The organism is Deinococcus sp. NW-56, from assembly GCF_002953415.1.
Lineage (GTDB): Bacteria > Deinococcota > Deinococci > Deinococcales > Deinococcaceae > Deinococcus.
In genome coordinates, this window is record NZ_CP026516.1 from 1,725,073 (window position 1) to 1,744,363 (window position 19,291).

Sequence of the window (19,291 nt, forward strand, 5' to 3'; positions counted from 1 at the left end):
CCCTAACCTTAGCCTTTCAGAAGAGTGCCCCGGCATGGGCGGCGATGAGCAGGGCCGCGTCTGCCGGGGCGAGCTGCGCCGTGTCGAGGACGATGGCGCCGGGGGGTGGGGGCAGCAGCCCCTTCTCCGTCACCACCCGGCGGACCCCCTCCGGGTCGCGCAGCTTGAGGCGGCCCACGCTGCGCTCCGGCAGAGCGGCGCGGCGGGCAAGTTCGTCGGTCGGGCAGGTCAGCCACACGGGCACGAAGGTTGCCCCCCGCCCCGCGGCCAGCGCCCGGAACCGCTCCAGCGACTCGGCCTCGCCGGGCTGGTCGGCCAGATAGATCGTGAAGATGTGCGACAGTTCGCGCGGGGAGGCCGCCACCGCCTCACGCACCACCGCCCGCACCCGCGAGGCGAAGGGCCACGCCTCCGGGGGCACGGGCCGCACCCCGTCCAGCCCGAAGGCGTGAAACACCGGATCGTTGGTGAGGTGGTTGTCGAGCAGCGCCGCTCCGGTCAGCCGCGAGAGGTGCGTGCCCACCGTGCGCTTGCCGCTGCCCGGCGGCCCGACGAGGAGGTACAGGAAAGCCATGCTTGCCAGCCTAACCTGAGCCCTTCCCGCTCACATACGCCAAACGGCGGCGCCCCCGCCGCTGGGTCAGGAGCGCCGAGAGCTGACCGCTGACGGCTGAACGCTACTCCAGCACCGCCTCGTGCACGATCTCCACGTTGCCCGTCATGATGCGGCTCAGCGGGCACATCTGGGCCGCCTGCTGGACATGCTGCTCGAAGTCGGCCGGGTCGCTGCCGCTGACCTTGCCGCGCACGACGAGGCGCATGCGGCTGATCTTGAAGCCGGGGCCGTCCTTGACCATCTCGCAGGTGGCGTCCGTCCTGAGGTCCTCGACGGTGTGGCCGTGGCCCGAGAGCAGCGCCGAGAGCTGCATGGTGAAGCAGCCCGCATGCGCGGCGGCGAGGAGTTCTTCGGGGTTGGTGCCCACACCCTGCTCGAAGCGGGTCTTGAAGGAGTACTGCGCGTCTTGCAAGGTGCCCGACTCGGTGCTGACGGTGCCCTGACCGCCCCGGAGGTCGCCCGTCCAGTGGGCGCTGGCCTTGCGTGCGATATCTGCCATACCCGGCAGTGTGCGCCCGGCCGGGCGGGGGCGCACTTGAGGCAGCCTTTAGACTGCGGCATGACCACCCTGACCACGCCGCAGTCCTGGGAGACGGGCGCTCCCGTCGCGGGTTACCACTGGCCCGCCGCTGCGCCCCGCGCCGCCGTCCTGCTCACCCACGGGCTGGGCGAGTACGCCGGGCGCTACGTGGAGCGCTACAACCGCCTGATTCCGCGCTTGGGGGAGGCGGGCTTTTCGGTCTACGCCTACGACCTGCGCGGGCACGGCGCCTCACCAGGGCGGCGGGCGGTCGTGGACGCCCGGACGCTGGTGGAAGACCACCTGCTCGCGCGGGAGACGCTGCGGGGCCAGCCGCTCCCGGTCTACGCTTTCGGGCACTCGCTGGGCGGCCTGATCACGGCGGCGAGCGTGGCCCGCGACCCACGGGGGCTGAGCGGGGTCATTCTCTCCAGCCCAGCCTTGCTGGTCGGGGAGGACGAACCGCGCTGGCTGAAGGCCGCCGCGCCGCTGCTCGCCCGCATTGCGCCCCATGCCGCCACGACGGTGCTCGACAGCGCGGGCCTCTCGCGCGTCGCGGAGGAGGTCGAGGCCTACCGCGCCGACCCACAGGTCTACCAGGGCAAGGTGCCTGCGCTCACCGCCGCCTCCATGCTGCGCCTCAGCGGGGAGCTGTGGGCGCACTACGACCGCTGGCGCCTGCCCACGCTGGTGCTGCACGGCGCCGCTGACCGCATCACCGACGTGCGCGGCACCCAGCGCTTCGTGGAGGCGATCCCCGCCGAGGACAAGACCCTGCACCTCGTCGAGGGTGGGCATCACGAACTCCTGAACGACGAAGGCCGGGATGAGGCGCTGGCGTGGATTCTGGGGTGGTTGCGGGAGCGGAGTGGGGGGCAAATTGTCTGAGAATCCCTCACGTCCGCCTGCTCGGGAGCGCCGCAGGGCACCCCGCAGACCCTGACCACGCCGGGCGGGAACCTCACGGGCGAGCGGGTGCAGACGCGGCAGGTCACGCTGATCATGGAGGACGGCAGCCGCCAGACGGTGACCGGCTTCGTGCGAGCCGGGATGCTGCTGCTCGAAGACGATATCCTCCTCGCGGACGATGTGAGCAAGGTCTCGCCGCAGGGCACGTATGTGGTGGACACGCGCTACCGCTGGACGGGCCGCACCATCCCCTACGCCTTCGCGAGCAACGTGCCGCAGGCCGTCCGCGACCGGGTGACGCAGGCCGCCGCCAACATCCGCGCGACGACGAACGTGGTGGTGACTCCTCGCACCACCCAGAGCAACTACGTGCAGATCACCTACAACACCGGCACGAGTTGCGCGAGCAGCCTCGGGATGGTGGGCGGGGCACAGACCCTCACGCTGGCCGATCGCTGCTCGGTGGGCACGATCATGCACGAGTTCGGGCACGCGATGGGTCTCTTCCACGAGCAGACCCGCCCCGACCGTGACCAGTACGTCGCGATCCAGTGGCAGAACATTCCCGCCGACTGGCAGAGCCAGTACCAGATTCGCTCGGGCAGCCGGGGCTACGGCGCCTACGACTTCGACTCGATCATGCACTACCCCGCCTATTTCGACGGCAAACTGGCGATCAAGCCCCTGAACAGCAGCATCGACCTGAACCGGATGGGCCAGCGGGGCGGCTACAGCTCCACCGACGTGAGCACCATCAACGCGCTCTACCCGCGCTGAGCGCATCAAATAGAAAATAGGAGAGTCTGACCCCGCAAGGTCAGGCTCTTTTCAATCGCTGGGACTTATGGCGTGACTTCGGCCAGCGGGCGATCCACCTTCTCCCCCACCGGCTCGGGCTCGCGCCTGTCACCTCCGCCGTCCCGGATGTCGGGGTGAATCCCGAAGTCCTCGGCGATCAAGCGGGCGGTCATCTTGGCCGACATCATCACGCTGGGCGTGCCCGCGCCGGGCTGCACCCCGGCCCCGACGAGGTACAGGTTGCGAATGTCCTCCGAGCGGTTGTGCGGGCGGAAGTAGGCGCTCTGGACAAGCTGCGGCTCCGGCCCAAACGCGTTGCCGAGGTACGAGTCCAGCGTCCCCTCGAAATAGTCCGGCGTCACGAACTCGCAATGGGTCAGGCGCGAACGCAGGTCCGGGATGTGGCCGCGTTCCTCCAGAAAGGCCAGCACCCGGTCCACGAGTTTTGGCCCCTCGACCTCCCAGTCCAGGCCCGCGCCCTTGTGGGGCACTGGAATCAGGGTGTAGGCGGCGTGGTGGCCCTCGGGGGCCAGGGTCGGGTCGGTCAGGGTGGGGATGTGGAGGTACTGGCTGAAATCGTCCGGCAGCGGTTTGCCGCCGAAAATCTCGGCCAGCAGTTCCTCGTAGCGCGGCCCCAGGATGATGTTGTGGTGGCGCAGGTCGAGGGGGCGGCCGTCGTCGCGGAAGCCGAAGTAGATCACCACCAGGCTCATGCTCTGGCGGGCGGCCTTTACACGGGGGTCGCTGTTGACGAGGCGGGCGCGGCGGGGCAGCCGCTTGAGATAGGTGTTCGCCCAGTCCCCGTTGCTCACCACGATGTCCGCGTGCCGCTCCTCGCCATCCTCCAGCCGCACGCCCCGCGCCACCCGCGCTCCCAGCGGCGCCCGCACCGGGCGGCCCCGGTCGTCCGTGACCAGAATCTCCTCCACCCCGCGCCCGTACTCGATGCGCCCGCCGAGTTCCTCGAACTTTTGCACGAAGGCCCGCACCAGCGCCCCCGTCCCCCCCATCGCGTAGTGAATGCCCCAGGTCTTCTCGACGAAATGGATCATCGCGTAGATCGCGGGCACCGAGAGGGGGTTGCCGCCGATCAAGAGCGTCTCGAAGGAGAAGACCTGCCGCATCTTGGGATTCTGGAAGTACTTGGAGGTAAAGGAAAAGAGGCTCCGCACCGCGTCCAGCCGCATCAGGTCGGGCACCACCCGCAGCATGGAAGGCACGTCCCCGAAATGGGTGTAGCCCAGTTCCAGAAAGCCGCGCTGAAAGATCGCCTGCGCGTCGGCGTGGAAGCGCTCGTAGCCTTCCAGGTCTTCCGGAGCGAGTGCGGCGATCTGGCCGCGGGTCGAGTCGGGGTCGCCGTCGTAGTCGAAGTGGGTGCCGTCGTCGAAGATGATCCGGTAGAAGGGCAGGATGGGCACCAGCCGCACGTACTCACGGGTGCGCGGGCCGCCGCTCTCGCCCTCGCGAACGCGCTCGCCGGTCAGGACATGCTCGGGGTAGTCAGGGAGGCCAAGTTGCCCGCCGCCGCGCTCCAGCGCGAACAGTTCCTCAATGAAATGCGGCACCGTGATCACGGTCGGCCCCATGTCGAAGACATAACCATCGTCGGTGCGCTTCTGGTAGGCGCGGCCACCGGGACCGTCCATCCGTTCGAGGATGGTGGTGTCGAAGCCCAGGCTTTGCAGCCGGATGCCCAGGCTCAGGCCACCGAAGCCGGAGCCGATGATGAGGGCGGTTTTGCGGGTCTTGGCGGGACGTGGGGAAGTGTGGGGATCAGGCATGGGGGTCCTTGTCCGGCCCTGGCGCGGGGGTCAGAAGCCGTGGGGAAATGATCGGGAGCCGTGGTTCGGGGGCGGGGCCTACGGCTCGAAGCTCAGGCCCGCGCGGCCGCGCAGTTCCCACCACGCGCGGGGCAGCAGCAGCAGCTTGCGGGGGCCGCTGACATACGCCCGGCGGCGGAAGTTGTCGTAGTCGGCGCGGGCGAGGTCGTCGAGGATGCCCTCGTAGGAGTGGGCGGCCACCTGCACCGCGAGGCGGGCCGACCCGTTCAGGCAGGGAATCCCCGCTCGGCCCTCGGCGTACAGCTCGCGGGCGAGGCCGGAGAGGTGGCGCATCAGGGCGCGGTACTCGGGGGTCACCTCTCCCGCCTCCAGGGTGGCGCGGGACACGCCGAACTCCCGCATCAGGGCGGCGGGAAGGTACACACGCCCACGCTCGAGGTCCTCGCCCACGTCGCGCAGGACGTTGGTGAGCTGCATCGCCTGTCCCAGCTGCAACGCGGCGTGCAGGGTGCGCTCGCCACCCCGGTAGCCGCTGATGGGCGCGATCATGAACCCCACCACGCCCGCGACCCGGCGGCAGTACAGCAGCAGGTCGTCCAGCGTGTGGTATTCGGCACCGCGCAGGTCCATCTGCAGGCCCTGATGCAGCTCCTCGAAAGCCGAGAGGGGAATCGGCCAGCGGCCCGTCGCCCACGCGAGGGCCACGTCGCCGGGGTCGTGGCCCGGCTCGCCCGCGAAGGCCGCCTGCACCCGCGCCCACCAGTCGGCCAGGCCCCGCTCGGCGGCCTCGCCCCGGCGTTCGTCCACCACGTCGTCCCCGGTGCGGCAGGCGGCATACACGGCCCACACCGCCGCCCGTTCCTCGGGGCCGAAAAAGCGCGACCCCAGATAGAAGGTCTTGCTGTGGTGCCGCGTCACGTCCCGGCAGTGGGCCACGGCCGCCGGGGGCGGAGTCGGGGCAGGGGGGAGTTGGGTCACAATCGGCTCCTCTCTCTGCGAGTGTAGGGGTCAGGGCAGGGGGGAACGTGACGGTTTATTACAGATTTCTGCGGCTTTGACGGGCCGGAGCCTCTATCCCTCCCGCCCGTAGCGCTCGAAGACGACCGCCCCCAGCCGCAGTCCGTGGGTGCGGCGGCAGCCCGCAAGCTGCCGGGCCACCCAGGCCGGGTCGGGAAAGGTCAGGCCGCCAAGCGCGGGCTGCGACAGGGCGGCTTGCAGGGGTCCCCCCGTCCGGGCGAGGTACATCAGCCACAGGGTGCCGCCGGGCCGCAGCAGACGCTCCAGCTCGGCCAACAAGCGGGCCGGGTCACGGGTTTCGTTCAGGGTGGCGCCCACGGTGATTCCCTCAAAGCTGGCGTCCGGCAGCCCGCTCGCCTCCAGGTTGGTCAGCAGCCAGTCCACTCCCTGTTCCCGCACCCGCCGCCGCGCCGCCGCGAGCATCGGGGCGCTGAGGTCGGCGGCCACGACCTCGCACCCAGACTGCGCGAGCACCTCCGCATAGAACCCCGTGCTGGTGCCCGCGTCCAGCCAGCACTCGCCAGAACGGGGGCGGCACAGCATCCGGAACAGCGCCGCCTCGCGCTCCAGGGAAAAGGGCTGGCCGGTCAGCCATGTCAGCGACCGCGCCCGCCACGCGGCGTAGCCCCACGCGGTGGGGGCCAGGAGGTTGCTGCGCTGCGCCAGGGTCAGCGGACGGACGGCGCCTGCGGCCGGGTTCAGGGTTTCTTTGGTGTGGCGCGGCGCGGGCATGGGGTTCATTATGCTGGTCACATTGGCCTGCTCCGGCAGGTTGAAGTTCCTGGAGGATGTATGCAAGAGCAACGCAAGAGCATGGGGAGTGCCCTGGTCGACGTGTTCGACGCCGCCGTGGCCCTCGCCAAGACCGAAGTACGCGGGATCGCCCATCAGGTGGGGCAGGTCGCCAAGGCCAAGGGGCTGGGGGTCGTCCTGCTGCTGGGCGCGACCGGACCGCTGATTCTGGGCCTGGTGTTCCTGATTCTGGCGGTGTTCTACGGCCTGATGCGCCTGGGCCTGGGCGCCTGGGCCGCCGCGCTGATCATCGCGCTGCTGAGCTTCGCCGTGATGGGCGTGCTGGTGATGCTGGGCCTGCGCAAGCTCAGCGCCGAGGTCCCGCGCGAGGGCGGCGGGCGCTCTGACCCCAGCCGCCCCATGACCGAGGACGAGCGGCTGGAGGCCGAGTATCAGGAACAGCAGCGCCGCAAGCTGAGCGACGTGAACTACCCGGCGGGCGCGGCGACCCGCGCGGCAGGCACCGACGCCGTGATCGCCACCCCCATGTCGGGCGGCGCGGGCACGGCCGCCTCCCGGACGGGCGAGGCCAGCGTCAGCCCCAGCCGAGGATCGCACCTGACGGGTCAGGTCGCCGAGGCCCCCACTGGGAACTCGGCTCCGCACACCCGCAGCTCGCCCGACACCGCCGCGAACATCGACAGCCTTGGCCCGGCCCACACCGGGACCCGTGCGAGCGCCGCGTCGGTGGCAATGGGCGCGGACGTGGAGCGCGGCACCGTGCGCCCCGGCCTGAGCACCTCCGGCTTCACGGCGGGGGGCGCTGGCGTGAACACCAGCGATCAGGGGTCCGGCCTCAAGACCACCCTGACCCGGCAAGAGGGCGTGTCGCAGGGCACCGAGCTGCGCGGCACCGACGCCGGGCAGGTGCGCCTCCCCGTGTACGAGGCCACCGAGACGGGCGAGCCGCAGGTGTACGGCAGCGGCCTGAACAAGAAGCTCGACGGCAGCGAGACGCACGACGCCGGAGCGGGCGGGCACGGCGGCCACACCAAGAGGCACGATCCCAATATCCAGCACCCCGTGGTGCTCAAGGACGCGCCGGGCATCCCGGTGAGCACCGAACCCACCTTCCGGGATGACATGGCCAAGGAGGACCAGTGATGGACAGCCACTCCCGCAGCGAGCGTGACGAGGCCCGCGCCCGTCTCAAGGCCAGCGTGGACGCCCTGACCGAGCAGGCCAGCCTGCAGGTCCAGATGCAGAAAGACCCCCTCAAGATGCTGGGGGGCGCCTCGGCGGTTGGGGCGCTGGTCGGCATGGCGGTGGGGCGGCAGTTCCGGCGCAGCAAGAAGATCTACGTGGACGCGACCAGCCCCGCAAAGCACCAGAAGGCGTTGATCAAGGCCCAGCACAAGCAGCAGGGCGGCAAGGGCATCGGCGGAGCGCTCGTCGCTACCCTGACCACCCTGGCCTTCAAGACCCTGAACGAGCGGGTCCTGACACCCAAGCTCGAGGAGATCGCGGGCGGCCTGATGGAAAAGGCCGGGCAGGAGCCGGGCAAGGGAGGCAGTGGGCAGGCGGTGGCGAAGCCCAGCCCCCGCTCCAGCGCGGCCACTCCCACCTCCTCCGGTGGAGCAGCGAGCTTCCTCAAGCGCCCTGAGCCTGTGGGGACGGCAGGCAAGCCCACCTACGGCGAACAGAGCCTCAATCAGGCTGTCGCCACCGGTTCGCCCAGCGTGTCTGCCGCGACGGCTCCCTCGCACGTGGGGGTATTGCCCACACCGAAGAGCACGGTGGAGGCCAAGGCCCAGGGCACGCCCATCGCGCCCCACGAGAAGGTCAATCCCAACCTGCGCTGAGTCACCTGTGTCATCCAGCAGCCCACCCGCGAAGGTGGGCTGCTTGGTCATGGTCCCTGGCCGGGTCTGCTAGCCTGCGGGCCATGACGGCGACCCGCAGCACCCGCCAGCGCGACGTGATCGCCCGTGTGATGGAGGACGCGGAAGGCCCCCTCGCGGTGGGGGACGTGCTGACGCGGGCACAGACGGACCTGCCGGGTCTGGGGGTCGCCACCGTCTACCGCACCCTTAAGCTGCTCACCGAGCAGGGCCGCATCCACCCCGTCACGCTGGACGGCGAGACGCGCTACGAGCGGGCCGGACGCGGCCACCACCACCACTTCTCCTGTACCCGCTGCGGCCGGGTCTTTACCCTGCACACCTGCCCGGTGGCCCTGCCCAGCGGCACCGTCTACCCCGGCGGATTCATCGTGGAGGCGCACGAGGTGACGCTCTACGGACGGTGCCCTGAGTGTGCCCAGGAGGGGTGACTTTTCTCCACAACGAGCGGCCCGGACCGGGGTGAACTTGCCGGGCCGCTCGCCTGCCGGAGTCAGGGGGTCAGAGAGGTGCGCAGGCGTTCCAGCTCGGCCGCGTTGGGTCCCGGCGTGCGGTAGGGATTGAGGGTAGGCTGGGCCAGCAGCGCCTGCACCGTTCCGAACCCTCCGGGAAGCTGGAAGCTGTAGAGCATCGCCGTGCGGTTGACCGGCCCATCCGGCGCGGCAAAGCGGGCACGGGCGGCGAGCAGTTCGGCCCGACGGACGAGGTCGGCCTCGGCCCGCGCGAGCTGGGTCCGCTGGGCGTCGGTGAGCGCGGAGAGGAGGCGCTCGCGGCTCTGCCCCGCCGCCGAGGCCCCCAGGGTTGGGGCGGTAGCTAGAGCTTGGGCTTCGGCCCGCAGGGCGGCGCGGGCGGGGGCGGCCAGGGCCAGCGCCCCCCGAGCGGTGAGGTCAGCCAACACCCGCACGGTACGCAGCAGCCGCAGGGTGGGCAGGGCCGCCTGAACCCGCTGGGGCGTCTGGACACTCATGGGCACCTCGCTGCGGGGTGGGAGGCCCCGGCCCGTGGCCGCGGGCGTGGCGGCCCCCACCCCCCCACCGAGGGCGGTCAGGGCCAGGGCGATCAGGACAAGCCGGGTCATGGGGTCAGCTTAACCCCGGCGGGTGATGGGGGGCTGACCCCGCCGGGACCAGCCAGAAGAGGGGGAGCCGGGACTTCCACGCCCCGGCTCCCCCCCCAGTGGTGAACCCTTACTCCGCCAGGCGGCGGGCACGCTGCTCGGGGGTCTCCTCGGGCAGGATCCACGCGCCCTTCTTGGGCAGGTGGTCCTTGCTGATGCGCGGCTGGGCCTTCACGGTCTGGGTGGAGAGCCCAGTCAGGTTCTCGTACCACTTGTAGGCCTGCACCTGCACGCCCGCCGTGGTGGCGGCGTCGAGCACGGCGCGGTAGCCCTGGTGGCCCAACTCGGCGGCCCGGAGGTAGTTCATGGCGGCGTATTCGCGCTGGGCCTGCGCGAACAGCGCGTCGGCGCTGCGGGCCGCGCCCTGCACGCCCTGAACCTTCCCGGCGCGGCGGGTGATCTCCAGAATGGCGTTGGTGTTGTTGAGGTACGCGGCCGTCAGGTAGCGGTACTGCGCGTCGAGGTTGAACTGCCCGAAGGTCCGCGACAGGTCGTTGTAGGACATGATCGTCGCACTCTGATCGCCCGAATCCACGAAGCGGAAGCGCCCGCTGGAGCCGTAGGAGATATCTTCCTCGCTGTCGTAGCCGTCGTGCGGGTGCGAGAGACTCAGGTGGTGCCCGACCTCGTGCACGGTGGTGTCGGTAAAGCCGTAGCCGCCGGGGTTGATCAGTCGGGGCGTCAGGAAGGAGTACACGAAGCTCTGGGTGCCGGTCTGGCCGTCGTCATAGGCGATGCCCAGCAGCCCGCCTTGGCTGTCCGTGGCGTCGTTGAAGGCGTAGATCGGCAGCAGGTACTTGTCGCCCGCCGCCTTGTAGCTCTCGCGCAGCTCGCGCACCCCGAACTGGAACAGTTCTTCCCCGAACAGGTCGGCGTAGTCGGGCGAGCAGATGTCCTCGGCCTCGATCGGGAAAAAGCAGTTGTACACGTCGGCAAGGTCGCCGTCGAGCGCGGTCTGGCGGACGTTGGTGCTGAACTTGGCGAAGGGCTGAAGCACCGACACGCGGTCTTGCAGCAGGGTGCGGTTGAGCAGCGTGCCGGGATCGCGGGCACCCTCGCCCTGCTCGATCCGCACGTCGAGCTCAATCTCCTCGGGCATGCGCGGCGGCGTCAGGGCCACCCGGTAGATGGGGCTGGGCGTGAACAGCAGATTCAGGGCGGTGTAGCGCACCACCTGCGCGAGGTCCACGCTGACTTTGCGCCCGTAGGCGGTGCTCGCCTTGCGGGTGCCGTATTCCCAGATGGGCGGCATGCGGTAGTCGGGCTCGCCGTCGCCGGTCGAGTCCGCGTTCGTCACGTCCCAGCCGTCGGTCCAGGGATCGGGGTTGGCCGACAGGTCATAGAACCACACCCGCTGCGGCGCCGCGCCCCCCCGCACGCTGCCGCCCCAGGCGATCAGGCGGCGGCTGGCGCGGGCACCGAAGCGGGTCCCGGTGTCGGTGTCGGCCGCGTCAGCGCGGGTGTAAGAGTGGAACTTGAAGTCGGGGCGGCCATACCAGTTCACCAGATAGACCGTGTACTCGCCGGGCTTCACGCCCACGCGGGAGACGTTGTCGGCCAGCCAGTTCTCGGTCGCCAGGGCGTCAATCTCGAAGTTTTTCTCCACGGGCCGGTTGATCAGGGGCGAGGGCGTCTCGCACTCGTCGGTGGGCACCTGGTACGGCTCGCCCGTCTCCTCGTCCACCTCCGTCACGAACTGACAGTTGAAGTACTTCTGGAAGACGGTCAGCGGCTTCTCGGCCGCGCTGCTGTTCAGGAACCCGAAGAAGTCGTCCTCGAACTTCTGGTCCGCGAAAACGTAGTTGTAGTCGTAGTCGAAGACGTTGCCGGTGTACTCGGTGTTGCCATAGGCACTCGGGACGCGGGCGATCGTCTCGTAGGACTTCGGCAGGATGTCCCGGAAGTCGCGCGTGTTCACGTTCTGGGCGGTCTGAACCTGGCCGGGCAGCGCTTCCCGGTAGCCCACGAAGACCACGTTGACCTTCAGGCGGGTGCGGATGCTGTCCTGCTCGCCGGGCTTGAGGGTGCTCAGGCGGCCGAACTCAGTCTGGGTCCCCGGTGTTTCCTGGGTCCGGGTGGTGCAGGAGGCGAGCAGCGAGGCGCTGAGCAGAAACAGGGCGGTGGCACGAAGGTTCATAAGCCTCCTGGGGTCCAGGCCGGACCGTGAATGGAATCGGACGTTGCAATGAGAAGTGTAACGATTTTTTGAGAGGCCATGCACCCATCCGGGGGCGGTGTCGCCTGGACAACCCCATTGACCCGCTGCCCTGCCGCCTGCTACGGTCCTGAACAGCTCCCGCGTGGAGCGACCCCTATCCAGAGCGCCCGAGAGACCTGGCTCGCGGACGGCGCGGCAACCGGACCCCATCACGTCACGGTGCCAAGGCCAGCCCGGTGCGGTGTCAACGATGACCGCCGCACACGGGACCGATCAGGGAAGGTCACGCGGACGATTTCAACCGCCCCTTCTCGATTGCCCGAGAGGGGGCTCCCGCCTTTGGGCGCGGCTCCCCACAGTTTCCCCGCTTCTTTTCTGTGAGGAGGGTCCACCATGACCAGTTCCAAGTCTGCTCCACTGCACTTCGACACCCTGCAAGTCCACGCCGGGCAGCGCCCCGACCCCGCGACCGGGGCGCAGGCGGTACCCATCTACGCCACCAACTCCTACGTCTTCGAGTCGCCGGGGCACGCCGCCGACCTGTTCGGGCTGCGGGCCTTCGGCAACATCTACAGCCGGATTCAAAACCCCACGACCGCCGTGCTGGAGGAGCGGGTGGCCGCGCTGGAGGGCGGCGTGGGCGCCCTGGCGGTGGCAAGCGGGCACGCCGCGCAGTTCCTGGCGATCACGAACGTCGCGCAGGCGGGCGACAACATCGTCTCCACACCGAACCTGTACGGCGGCACGGTCAACCAGTTCCGGGTGACCCTGCGGCGGCTGGGAATCGAAGTGCGCTTCACCAGCAAGGAGGAGCGCCCGGAGGAGTTCGCCGCCCTGATCGACGACCGCACGCGGGCGGTGTACCTGGAAACCATCGGCAACCCGGCGCTGAACGTGCCCGACTTTGAGGCCATCGCGGCGGCAGCCCACGCGCAGGGCGTGGCCGTCTTCGTGGACAACACCTTCGGGGCGGGCGGGTACTACTGCCAGCCGCTGCGGCACGGGGCCGACGTGGTGCTGCACTCGGCGAGCAAATGGATCGGCGGGCACGGCAACGGGATCGGCGGAATCATCGTGGATGGGGGCGGCTTCGACTGGGGCAACGGGCGCTATCCCCTCTTCACCGAGCCCAGCCCCAGCTACCACGGGCTGAACTTCTGGGAGACGTTCGGCACGGGTAACGCGCTGGGGCTGCCCAACGTCGCCTTTATCACCCGTGCCCGTACCGAGGGCCTGCGCGACCTGGGGCCGACCCTGGCCCCGCAACAGGCGTGGCAGTTCCTGCAAGGAGTGGAGACGCTGTCCCTCCGGGCCGAGCGGCACGCGCAGAACGCGCTCGCGCTGGCCTCGTGGCTGAGTGCCCACCCGGACGTGGCGCGGGTGACCTATCCGGGTCTCTCCAACCACCCGCATTACGACCGGGCACAGGCGTACCTGCCGCGTGGGGCGGGCGCGGTGCTGACCTTCGAGCTGCGCGGGGGACGTGAGGCGGGCGAGGCGTTTATCCGCTCGGTGCGGCTGGCGCAGCATGTGGCGAACGTGGGCGACACGCGTACGCTGGTGATTCACCCGGCCAGCACCACCCACTCGCAACTCGACGAGATCACCCAGACGGCGGCGGGCGTGACGCCGGGGCTGGTGCGGGTGTCGGTGGGCATCGAGCATCTCGGGGACATTCAGGAGGACTTCGCGCAGGCGCTCGCCGCCGCGCTGGTGGATGCGTGACGGCGGTGGCGCGGCCCCCCCAGCCCGGCCCGCCGCCTCTTACACGGGAGGAGGCACAAGCTCAAACTGCCCTCCTCTTTCGGAACGCGCCACTGCTGCTGGACTGTGGACAGGCCGCCCACGACGTGCGGGTCGCGTACCACACGTACGGAACGCCCGCCGAACACGCCGTCCTCGTGCTGCACGCGCTGACAGGCACGAGCGCCGTGCACGAGTGGTGGCCGGACTTTCTGGGACCGGGGCGACCGCTGGACCCCACGCGGGACTACGTGGTGTGCGCGAACGTGCTGGGGGGCTGCGCGGGGACGACGGGTCCGGCCGAGTTGCCGCGCGTGGGGGGCGAGGACCCGCCCCTCACCCTGCGGGACCTGGCGCGGGCCGGGCGGGCGCTGCTGGAGCACCTCGGCGTGCGGCGGGTGTCGCTGGTGGGGGCGAGCATGGGCGGGATGCTGGCCTACGCGTGGCTGCTGGAATGCCCCGATCTGGTGGAACGGGCGGTCATCATCGGAGCACCCGCACGCCACTCGCCGTGGGCGGTGGGCCTGAATACGGCGGCGCGGGCGGCCATCCGCGCGGCCCCCGGCGGCGAGGGGCTGAAGGTGGCGCGGATGGTCGCCACCCTGAGCTACCGCAGTCCCGAGAGTTTCGCCCGTAGCCAGCCAGGCTGGGGCACCCGGCGCCCCGGCACCGCCGACATCACGACCTATCTGGAATATCAGGGAGAAAAGCTTGCAGCCCGCTTCGACGAACGCTCCTACCTCGCGCTGACGGGGGCGATGGACCGCTTTCAACCGTCGGACGCGGAGTTGCGGTCCATCCGGGTGCCCGTGCTGGTGGTCGGGATTTCCAGCGACCTCCTGTATCCGCCCGCCGAGGTGCAGGCCCACGCCGAGACGCTGCCGCGCGGGCAGTACCGAGAGTTGAAAAGCCCGCACGGCCACGACGCTTTCCTGATGGACCCTGGCCTGCTGCCGGAGTGGGTGTCAGCCTTTCTCCAGCGGGGCTGATTGCCCCCCCATTCCCCCGTTTCCTTCAGAGTTGCCCAAGCGTTCTCTCAGAAGCTGGCGTGAGGGTGGCACTTCGGTTCCTCGCCCGTTAGCGTCGGGAAGCCATGACCACGGCTTTCCAAGTGATCGAGGCAGTCGGGCTGGTGCTGCTGTCGATGTACCTGTCGTATTCGCTGTGTGCGCTGGTGGCACAGCCCCGGCGGCTGCCGCCCCACCGGGCACCCCTGCAGTTCACCTTCATCATCCCGGCGCTTAACGAGGCGGCGGTGATCGGGGCGACCCTGCGGAACCTGCGGGCGGCGGCCCCGGGCGCGCGGCTGGTCGTGATTGACGACGGGAGTGAGGATGGCACGGCGGCGCAGGTCGAAGCTGTGGGGCAGGCTGACCCCGGCGTGCGGCTGCTGCGCCGGGTGCCCCCGCAGGCCCGCACCGGCAAGGGCGAGGCGCTGAACTGGGCGGTCGCCCAGCTGCTGCAGCGGGGCCTGCTGCCGGACGTGCCGCTGGACAAGCAGCTCCTCGTGGTGTTCGACGCGGACGGGCGGCTGGACGAGGCCGCGCGGGTCTTCGCGGACCCCGACGTGATGGCGGCGCAGGCCCGCATCCGGGTGCGCCAGAGCGGGGCTGGGGCGCGGGGCTGGCGCGGCCTGCTGGGAAGGCTCCTGCTGCTTCAGCAGGACCTCGAGTTCTACATCGTGCGGCACATCCAACTGCTGCGCCAGCGGGTGGAGACGGTGGGGCTGGGCGGCAACGGGCAATTCATGCGGGTGTCGTACCTGGCAGATCGGCTCGCGGCCGGACAGGACCCCTGGCCCCCGGTGCTGCTGGAAGACTTCGCCAGCGGGCTGGAAGTGCGGCTCGCCAGCCCGCGGCACCGCCTCGTCTTCCTGGAATCGGGGGTGACCCAGCAGGGGCTGACCGACGTGCGGCGCTTCGTGCGGCAGCGGGCGCGGTGGACGCACGGTAACCTGCAATGCTTTCCCAACCTGCCCCGCATCTGGCGCACGCCGATGCCCTTGGGGGCACGGCTGGACCTGACCTATTTCCTGGCGCAGCCGTGGCTCAACCTGCTGACGCTGGGGCTGCTGGTCTACTACCCCGCCCGCGCCCTGGGACGCCTGCTGACGGGCGAGGTGAACTGGGCGCTCACGGCGGCGCTGACCCTGCCCGGCCTGATCCTGCCGCTGGCCTGGGTCTTCCTGTACAGCCGCGAGAACCGGCTGGGGCTGCGGCAGGCCGCCTTCGCCGCCGCCGGGCTTCCGGTCTATACCTTCATCATGATGATGAGCGTGCCCCTGGCGTTCCGGAACTTTCTGCGCGGGGAGCACGGGTGGGCGAAGACGGCGCGGCACGCGGAGGCGTGAGGGCTGGCCCCCTTCCGGCTCAGGGTTCGCGCAGCAGCTCGGCCAGGCGATCGGCCGTGTGGGTCAGGGTGTGGCGAGAGAGGATATGCGCCCGCGCCGCTGCCCCGAAGTCGCGGGCGCGGTGGGGGTGGGCAGCCAGAGCACCCAGCGCCGTGGCGAGCAGGCCTGGCCGGGGCTTGACGAGCAGCCCCGATACCCCGTCCTGCACGAGTTCGGCCTGCGCGGGAATGGGGGTGGTCACGACCGGGAGGGCCGAGGCCATCGCCTCCAGCGTCACGAGCGACTGGTTCTCCGCCAGGGTGGGTTGCAGCAGGGCGTCGGCGGCGCGGTAGAGGTCGGGCATGTCCCAGCGGCGGCCCAGGAACCGCGCATTGGTGACCCGCCCCCGACGGGCCACCCCCTGCACGAGGTTCCCGATCGGCGAGTCCATGTCCCCGGTAAAGACGAAGTCGAGGTGCGGGGCCGCCCGCGCCGCGAGCAGGGCCGTCATCTGGTTTTTCTCGGGGGCGAAACGGCCCGGCACGAGGACCGTGAAGCGCCCGAAGCCGTGAGCCTCCCGCAGCGCCTCCCGTTCCGCCTCGTCGTGGGCGGGCCGGTAGCGCTCAGCGTCCACGCCGTTGTGCAGCACGCGCACGTCAGGCAAGCGCATCTGCCGCCGCACGAAGTCCCCGGCCCACTCGGAGACGGTCAGAATCCGGTCGGCCTGCCGGAAGGGTCCGGCCTTGGTCCAGGGGTACGCCTCGCGGTGGGTGAAGCGCAGGGGCTGGGGATAGTGGAACTCCATCTGGTCGTGGCTGACCACCCAGCGCGGCCCCCGGAGGCGGGGCAGCAGTTCGCTGTAGTGGTGGCGATACCACATCTGGAGGACGCGCAGGTCGAAGTCGCGCGTGAGTTCCGGCAGCTCCTCCAGCGCCCCGTAGCGGTGGACGGCCACCCCCGCCTCCCCAAAGCGGCGCACGAGTTCGTCCAGCCGGGGTTCGCGGCTCAGGAACATCGTCGTTTGCAGGCCCCGTGCCTGAAGCATGGGCAGCAGATCGAGCAGCCAGACCTCGCTGCCCGCCACGCGCGGCGCGTCGGTCATGAAGGCGATGTGGGTGCGGGGGGAGGTCGGGGAGGCGGAGGCGGTGGAGGGAGCCGACGAACGCATTCGCGCAGGCTAGAGCAAATCGTGGGCAGGCGGGCGCTGACACGCCCGGTCCCTACTCCACCGCCTCCCCGCGCTGCAGCTTCACCGCCCGCACGAGGTTCTGGAACATCAGCGCACTCGTCAGCGGCCCAACCCCGCCCGGCACCGGGGTCTGTGCCCGCACCGGGAGGTCCGGCCGGGCGTCGCCTACCACCCCCTCTCCCCCCTCCGGCACGTTGATCCCTGCGTCCACGACGACGTGATGCGGCTGTACATGCTCCGGACGCAGCAGGTCCGCGTGCCCGACGGCGACGACCACGGCGTCCTGCCCCTGCAAGACCCCGGCGAGGTCGCGGGTGTGCTCGTTGCAGAGGGTCACGGTGACGCCCCGGTTGTTTAGCATGAAGGTCAGGGGCCGTCCCACCGTGCGCCCTGGCCCGATCACGGCGACCCGCCGACCTCGCAGGTCATCGCCCAGCGCCTCTCGCAGCAGGAAGCGCACGCTGCGTGGGGTGGGGGGCAGCAGGGCCTCGGTCTCACGGCCCGCCGCGATCAGGGCGAGGTTGGCGGGGGTCAGGCCCTCCACGTCCTTGCGGGGAGCGATATGGAGGAGGGCAGCGTCGGCGTCCAACCCCGGCGCGAGCGGCAGTTCGAGGACGATGCCGTGCACCTCCGGGTCGGCGGAGAGGTCACGCAACTCGGCCTCCAACTCGGCCTGGGTCGTCCCCGCGCCGAGGTCACGCACGCTGAATCGCACGCCGAGTTTGTCTGCCTGCCGCTCCTTGCTGTGGACATAGACCGCCGAAGCCTCGTCGTGGGAGGCAAGTACCGAGACGAGGTGGGGCCGGAACTTCCACCCGGCGAGCGCCGCCCGCACCTCGCGGGTCACCTGCTGTGCCAGGGGTTTGCCGAGGAGAGAGGTCGTCATTTCCCTCCCCTAGTGCCGGAAGTGCCGCGAGCCGGTGAAGACCATGCTCAGGCCGAGTTCGTTTGCCGCCGCGATGACCTCGGGGTCGCGCTTGGCGCCGCCAGGCTGGAGGATGGCCGTGACACCTGCCTCTGCCGCCAGGCGCACCACGTCGTCGAAGGGGAAGAAGGCCTCGGACGCGAGGACCGAGCCGCGTGCCCGCTCGCCCGCGTTGGCGACGGCGCGTTCGGCGGCCCAGATGCGGCTGACCGCCCCGGCCCCCAGGCCCACCGTCACCCCACCCCGCGCCAGGGCGACCGCGTTGGAGCGGGCATGCTTGACCACGGCCCAGGCAAAGCGCAGGTCGTGCCACTCCTCCTCGGACGGCTCGCGGGTGGTCACCACCTCGGGGCAGAGGTCGTCCCAGGGGCGGGTGTCGCGCTGCTGCACGGCGAAGCCCCCCGCGATCGGGCGCAGGTCCAGCGGGCTGGGGGCCGTGTCCGGCGCCGCGACGAGCACCCGCAGGTCGGGCTTTTTGGCCGCGAGCCACGCTGCCGCCTCGGGGGTCACGTCGGGGGCGATCAGCACTTCGAGGAAGGTGCCGCGCATCGCCTGTGCTCCTGCCAGGTCCACCGGGCGGCTCACCGCCACCACGCCGCCGAACACGCTGAGGGTGTCGGCGTCGCGGGCGCGTTCCCAAGCCTCCGCCACCGTGCCCGCCACTGCCACCCCGCAGGGGTTGCCGTGCTTGACGGCCACACACACGGTGCCCTCCTCCTGCCCGCTCAGCTCGGCGGCGAGCGCCCAGGCGGCATCGGCATCGGCAGAGTTGTTGAAGCTCATGGGCTTGCCCGACAGCAGGCGGGCGTCCAGCACCGGCCCGCGCTCCCACTCCCGTCGGTAGATCGCGCCGGGCTGGTGGGGGTTCTCGCCGTAGCGGACCTCGGCCACGCGCGACAGGGACAGGGTGAGGCGGTCCGGGAACTGACCTTCCTCCTCCCCCGTCAGGTACCTGGCAATCGCCGCGTCGTAGTCGGCGGTGTGGCGAAAGGCCTTGGCGGCGAGGCGGCGGCGGTCCTCCGGAGTCACCTCGCCCGTGAGGGCCAGCGGGTAGTCGGCGGGGTCCACCACCACCAGCACCGCCGCGTGGTTCTTGGCCGCCGCCCGCAGCATCGCGGGGCCGCCGATGTCGATCTGCTCGACCGCCTCCTCGAAGGCCGCGCCCCGCGCCACCGTCTCGCGGAAGGGGTAGAGGTTCACGCACACGAGGTCGATGGGGCCGATGCCGTGCGCCTCCAGCTCCGCGAGGTGCCCCGGCTCCCGGCGGGCGAGCACGCCCCCGTGGATGGCGGGGTGCAGGGTCTTGACCCGCCCGTCCAGAATCTCGGGAAAGCCCGTCACGTCGCTCACCGCTGTCGCGGGCACGCCCGCCGCCCGGAGCGCCGCCAGGGTCCCGCCCGTGCTGAGCAGCTCCCAGCCCCGCGCGGCCAACTCCCGCCCGAACTCCACCACGCCCGTCTTGTCGCTTACCGAGATGAGTGCCCGACCTGCCATCTGCCCTCCCGAACGCGGACGCCCCCGGCCCTGATGGCAGGAGCGTCCGACCCAGGCGCGCG

General features: G+C 70.5%; 18 protein-coding genes and 1 riboswitch. Of the genes, 8 read left to right on the forward strand and 10 right to left on the reverse strand.

Annotation, left to right across the window (positions count from 1 at the left end):
* Positions 1–16: 16 nt before the first annotated feature.
* Positions 17–574 (reverse strand): AAA family ATPase, encoded by a 558-nt coding sequence (locus tag C3K08_RS08650; protein WP_104990943.1) that lies wholly within the window; start codon positions 572–574, stop codon positions 17–19.
* A gap of 103 nt (positions 575–677) precedes the next feature.
* On the reverse strand, positions 678–1,115 hold the full coding sequence (locus C3K08_RS08655; protein WP_104990944.1) for an OsmC family protein: 438 nt from the start codon (positions 1,113–1,115) through the stop codon (positions 678–680).
* A 60-nt stretch (positions 1,116–1,175) separates the two neighbouring features.
* Here C3K08_RS08655 and C3K08_RS08660 point away from each other — a divergent pair, with 60 nt between their 5' ends.
* Both C3K08_RS08660 and C3K08_RS08665 read left to right on the forward strand, forming a co-directional pair.
* Positions 1,176–2,024 carry an alpha/beta hydrolase gene (locus C3K08_RS08660; RefSeq protein ID WP_104990945.1) on the forward strand — a complete coding sequence of 283 codons (849 nt, stop codon included), beginning with the start codon at positions 1,176–1,178 and terminating at the stop codon, positions 2,022–2,024.
* An 87-nt stretch (positions 2,025–2,111) separates the two neighbouring features.
* On the forward strand, positions 2,112–2,822 hold the full coding sequence (locus C3K08_RS08665) for a M12 family metallopeptidase (RefSeq protein WP_234009023.1): 711 nt from the start codon (positions 2,112–2,114) through the stop codon (positions 2,820–2,822).
* 65 nt (positions 2,823–2,887) lie between these two features.
* Here C3K08_RS08665 and crtI read toward each other — a convergent pair whose 3' ends face one another.
* The 3 genes from crtI to C3K08_RS08680 form a co-directional block, all read right to left on the reverse strand.
* Positions 2,888–4,624 carry a phytoene desaturase family protein gene (gene crtI, locus C3K08_RS08670; RefSeq protein WP_104990947.1) on the reverse strand — a complete coding sequence of 579 codons (1,737 nt, stop codon included), beginning with the start codon at positions 4,622–4,624 and terminating at the stop codon, positions 2,888–2,890.
* 78 nt (positions 4,625–4,702) lie between these two features.
* A complete protein-coding gene (locus C3K08_RS08675) occupies positions 4,703–5,602 on the reverse strand; it encodes a phytoene/squalene synthase family protein (protein ID WP_234009024.1) in 900 nt (299 codons plus the stop codon).
* A 93-nt stretch (positions 5,603–5,695) separates the two neighbouring features.
* Positions 5,696–6,373 (reverse strand): class I SAM-dependent methyltransferase, encoded by a 678-nt coding sequence (locus C3K08_RS08680; RefSeq protein ID WP_234009025.1) that lies wholly within the window; start codon positions 6,371–6,373, stop codon positions 5,696–5,698.
* A gap of 60 nt (positions 6,374–6,433) precedes the next feature.
* Between C3K08_RS08680 and C3K08_RS18470 the strand changes: the two genes are divergently transcribed.
* From C3K08_RS18470 to C3K08_RS08695, 3 genes are all read left to right on the forward strand, one after another.
* Positions 6,434–7,537, forward strand: coding sequence for a phage holin family protein (locus tag C3K08_RS18470; RefSeq protein ID WP_234009026.1), 1,104 nt, complete (start codon positions 6,434–6,436; stop codon positions 7,535–7,537).
* On the forward strand, positions 7,537–8,235 hold the full coding sequence (locus C3K08_RS08690; RefSeq protein WP_104990950.1) for a hypothetical protein: 699 nt from the start codon (positions 7,537–7,539) through the stop codon (positions 8,233–8,235). Before C3K08_RS18470 ends, C3K08_RS08690 begins: the two co-directional genes overlap by 1 nt.
* An 83-nt stretch (positions 8,236–8,318) precedes the next feature.
* On the forward strand, positions 8,319–8,705 hold the full coding sequence (locus tag C3K08_RS08695) for a Fur family transcriptional regulator (protein ID WP_104990951.1): 387 nt from the start codon (positions 8,319–8,321) through the stop codon (positions 8,703–8,705).
* Between the two features lie 62 nt (positions 8,706–8,767).
* Here the strand turns inward: C3K08_RS08695 and C3K08_RS08700 are convergent, their stop codons facing one another.
* Both C3K08_RS08700 and C3K08_RS08705 read right to left on the reverse strand, forming a co-directional pair.
* Positions 8,768–9,352, reverse strand: coding sequence for a hypothetical protein (locus C3K08_RS08700; RefSeq protein ID WP_104990952.1), 585 nt, complete (start codon positions 9,350–9,352; stop codon positions 8,768–8,770).
* A gap of 109 nt (positions 9,353–9,461) precedes the next feature.
* Positions 9,462–11,528 (reverse strand): hypothetical protein, encoded by a 2,067-nt coding sequence (locus tag C3K08_RS08705; protein ID WP_104990953.1) that lies wholly within the window; start codon positions 11,526–11,528, stop codon positions 9,462–9,464.
* 172 nt (positions 11,529–11,700) lie between these two features.
* Positions 11,701–11,792, forward strand: a riboswitch (SAM riboswitch).
* A 150-nt stretch (positions 11,793–11,942) separates the two neighbouring features.
* Here C3K08_RS08705 and C3K08_RS08710 point away from each other — a divergent pair.
* The 3 genes from C3K08_RS08710 to C3K08_RS08720 all read left to right on the forward strand — a co-directional run bounded on the left by C3K08_RS08710 (position 11,943) and on the right by C3K08_RS08720 (position 15,642).
* Positions 11,943–13,274, forward strand: a complete 1,332-nt coding sequence (locus tag C3K08_RS08710; protein WP_199776902.1) for an O-acetylhomoserine aminocarboxypropyltransferase/cysteine synthase family protein — start codon at positions 11,943–11,945, stop codon at positions 13,272–13,274.
* Complete coding sequence (locus C3K08_RS08715) at positions 13,271–14,281, forward strand: alpha/beta fold hydrolase family protein (protein WP_104990954.1); 1,011 nt, start codon at positions 13,271–13,273, stop codon at positions 14,279–14,281. Before C3K08_RS08710 ends, C3K08_RS08715 begins: the two co-directional genes overlap by 4 nt.
* A gap of 104 nt (positions 14,282–14,385) precedes the next feature.
* Positions 14,386–15,642, forward strand: coding sequence for a glycosyltransferase family 2 protein (locus C3K08_RS08720; RefSeq protein ID WP_104990955.1), 1,257 nt, complete (start codon positions 14,386–14,388; stop codon positions 15,640–15,642).
* A 19-nt stretch (positions 15,643–15,661) separates the two neighbouring features.
* Here C3K08_RS08720 and C3K08_RS08725 read toward each other — a convergent pair whose 3' ends face one another.
* Genes C3K08_RS08725 through purH form a run of 3 tightly spaced genes read right to left on the reverse strand, consistent with a single transcriptional unit; the run spans position 15,662 to position 19,229 of the window.
* Complete coding sequence (locus C3K08_RS08725) at positions 15,662–16,789, reverse strand: glycosyltransferase family 4 protein (protein ID WP_104990956.1); 1,128 nt, start codon at positions 16,787–16,789, stop codon at positions 15,662–15,664.
* A gap of 52 nt (positions 16,790–16,841) precedes the next feature.
* On the reverse strand, positions 16,842–17,696 hold the full coding sequence (locus tag C3K08_RS08730) for a bifunctional 5,10-methylenetetrahydrofolate dehydrogenase/5,10-methenyltetrahydrofolate cyclohydrolase (RefSeq protein ID WP_104990957.1): 855 nt from the start codon (positions 17,694–17,696) through the stop codon (positions 16,842–16,844).
* 9 nt (positions 17,697–17,705) lie between these two features.
* Positions 17,706–19,229 carry a bifunctional phosphoribosylaminoimidazolecarboxamide formyltransferase/IMP cyclohydrolase gene (gene purH, locus C3K08_RS08735; RefSeq protein WP_104990958.1) on the reverse strand — a complete coding sequence of 508 codons (1,524 nt, stop codon included), beginning with the start codon at positions 19,227–19,229 and terminating at the stop codon, positions 17,706–17,708.
* Positions 19,230–19,291 lie beyond the last annotated feature (62 nt).

What these genes read in the sequence shown, in the direction of transcription:
- C3K08_RS08650 (WP_104990943.1), bottom strand. Translation starts at nt 574, where the DNA reads ATGGCTTTCCTGTACCTCCTCGTCGGGCCGCCGGGCAGCGGCAAGCGC.
- C3K08_RS08655 (WP_104990944.1), bottom strand. Translation starts at nt 1,115, where the DNA reads ATGGCAGATATCGCACGCAAGGCCAGCGCCCACTGGACGGGCGACCTC.
- C3K08_RS08660 (WP_104990945.1), top strand. Translation starts at nt 1,176, where the DNA reads ATGACCACCCTGACCACGCCGCAGTCCTGGGAGACGGGCGCTCCCGTC.
- crtI (WP_104990947.1), bottom strand. Translation starts at nt 4,624, where the DNA reads ATGCCTGATCCCCACACTTCCCCACGTCCCGCCAAGACCCGCAAAACC.
- C3K08_RS08680 (WP_234009025.1), bottom strand. Translation starts at nt 6,373, where the DNA reads ATGCCCGCGCCGCGCCACACCAAAGAAACCCTGAACCCGGCCGCAGGC.
- C3K08_RS18470 (WP_234009026.1), top strand. Translation starts at nt 6,434, where the DNA reads ATGCAAGAGCAACGCAAGAGCATGGGGAGTGCCCTGGTCGACGTGTTC.
- C3K08_RS08690 (WP_104990950.1), top strand. Translation starts at nt 7,537, where the DNA reads ATGGACAGCCACTCCCGCAGCGAGCGTGACGAGGCCCGCGCCCGTCTC.
- C3K08_RS08695 (WP_104990951.1), top strand. Translation starts at nt 8,319, where the DNA reads ATGACGGCGACCCGCAGCACCCGCCAGCGCGACGTGATCGCCCGTGTG.
- C3K08_RS08700 (WP_104990952.1), bottom strand. Translation starts at nt 9,352, where the DNA reads ATGACCCGGCTTGTCCTGATCGCCCTGGCCCTGACCGCCCTCGGTGGG.
- C3K08_RS08705 (WP_104990953.1), bottom strand. Translation starts at nt 11,528, where the DNA reads ATGAACCTTCGTGCCACCGCCCTGTTTCTGCTCAGCGCCTCGCTGCTC.
- C3K08_RS08710 (WP_199776902.1), top strand. Translation starts at nt 11,943, where the DNA reads ATGACCAGTTCCAAGTCTGCTCCACTGCACTTCGACACCCTGCAAGTC.
- C3K08_RS08720 (WP_104990955.1), top strand. Translation starts at nt 14,386, where the DNA reads ATGACCACGGCTTTCCAAGTGATCGAGGCAGTCGGGCTGGTGCTGCTG.
- C3K08_RS08725 (WP_104990956.1), bottom strand. Translation starts at nt 16,789, where the DNA reads ATGCGTTCGTCGGCTCCCTCCACCGCCTCCGCCTCCCCGACCTCCCCC.
- C3K08_RS08730 (WP_104990957.1), bottom strand. Translation starts at nt 17,696, where the DNA reads ATGACGACCTCTCTCCTCGGCAAACCCCTGGCACAGCAGGTGACCCGC.
- purH (WP_104990958.1), bottom strand. Translation starts at nt 19,229, where the DNA reads ATGGCAGGTCGGGCACTCATCTCGGTAAGCGACAAGACGGGCGTGGTG.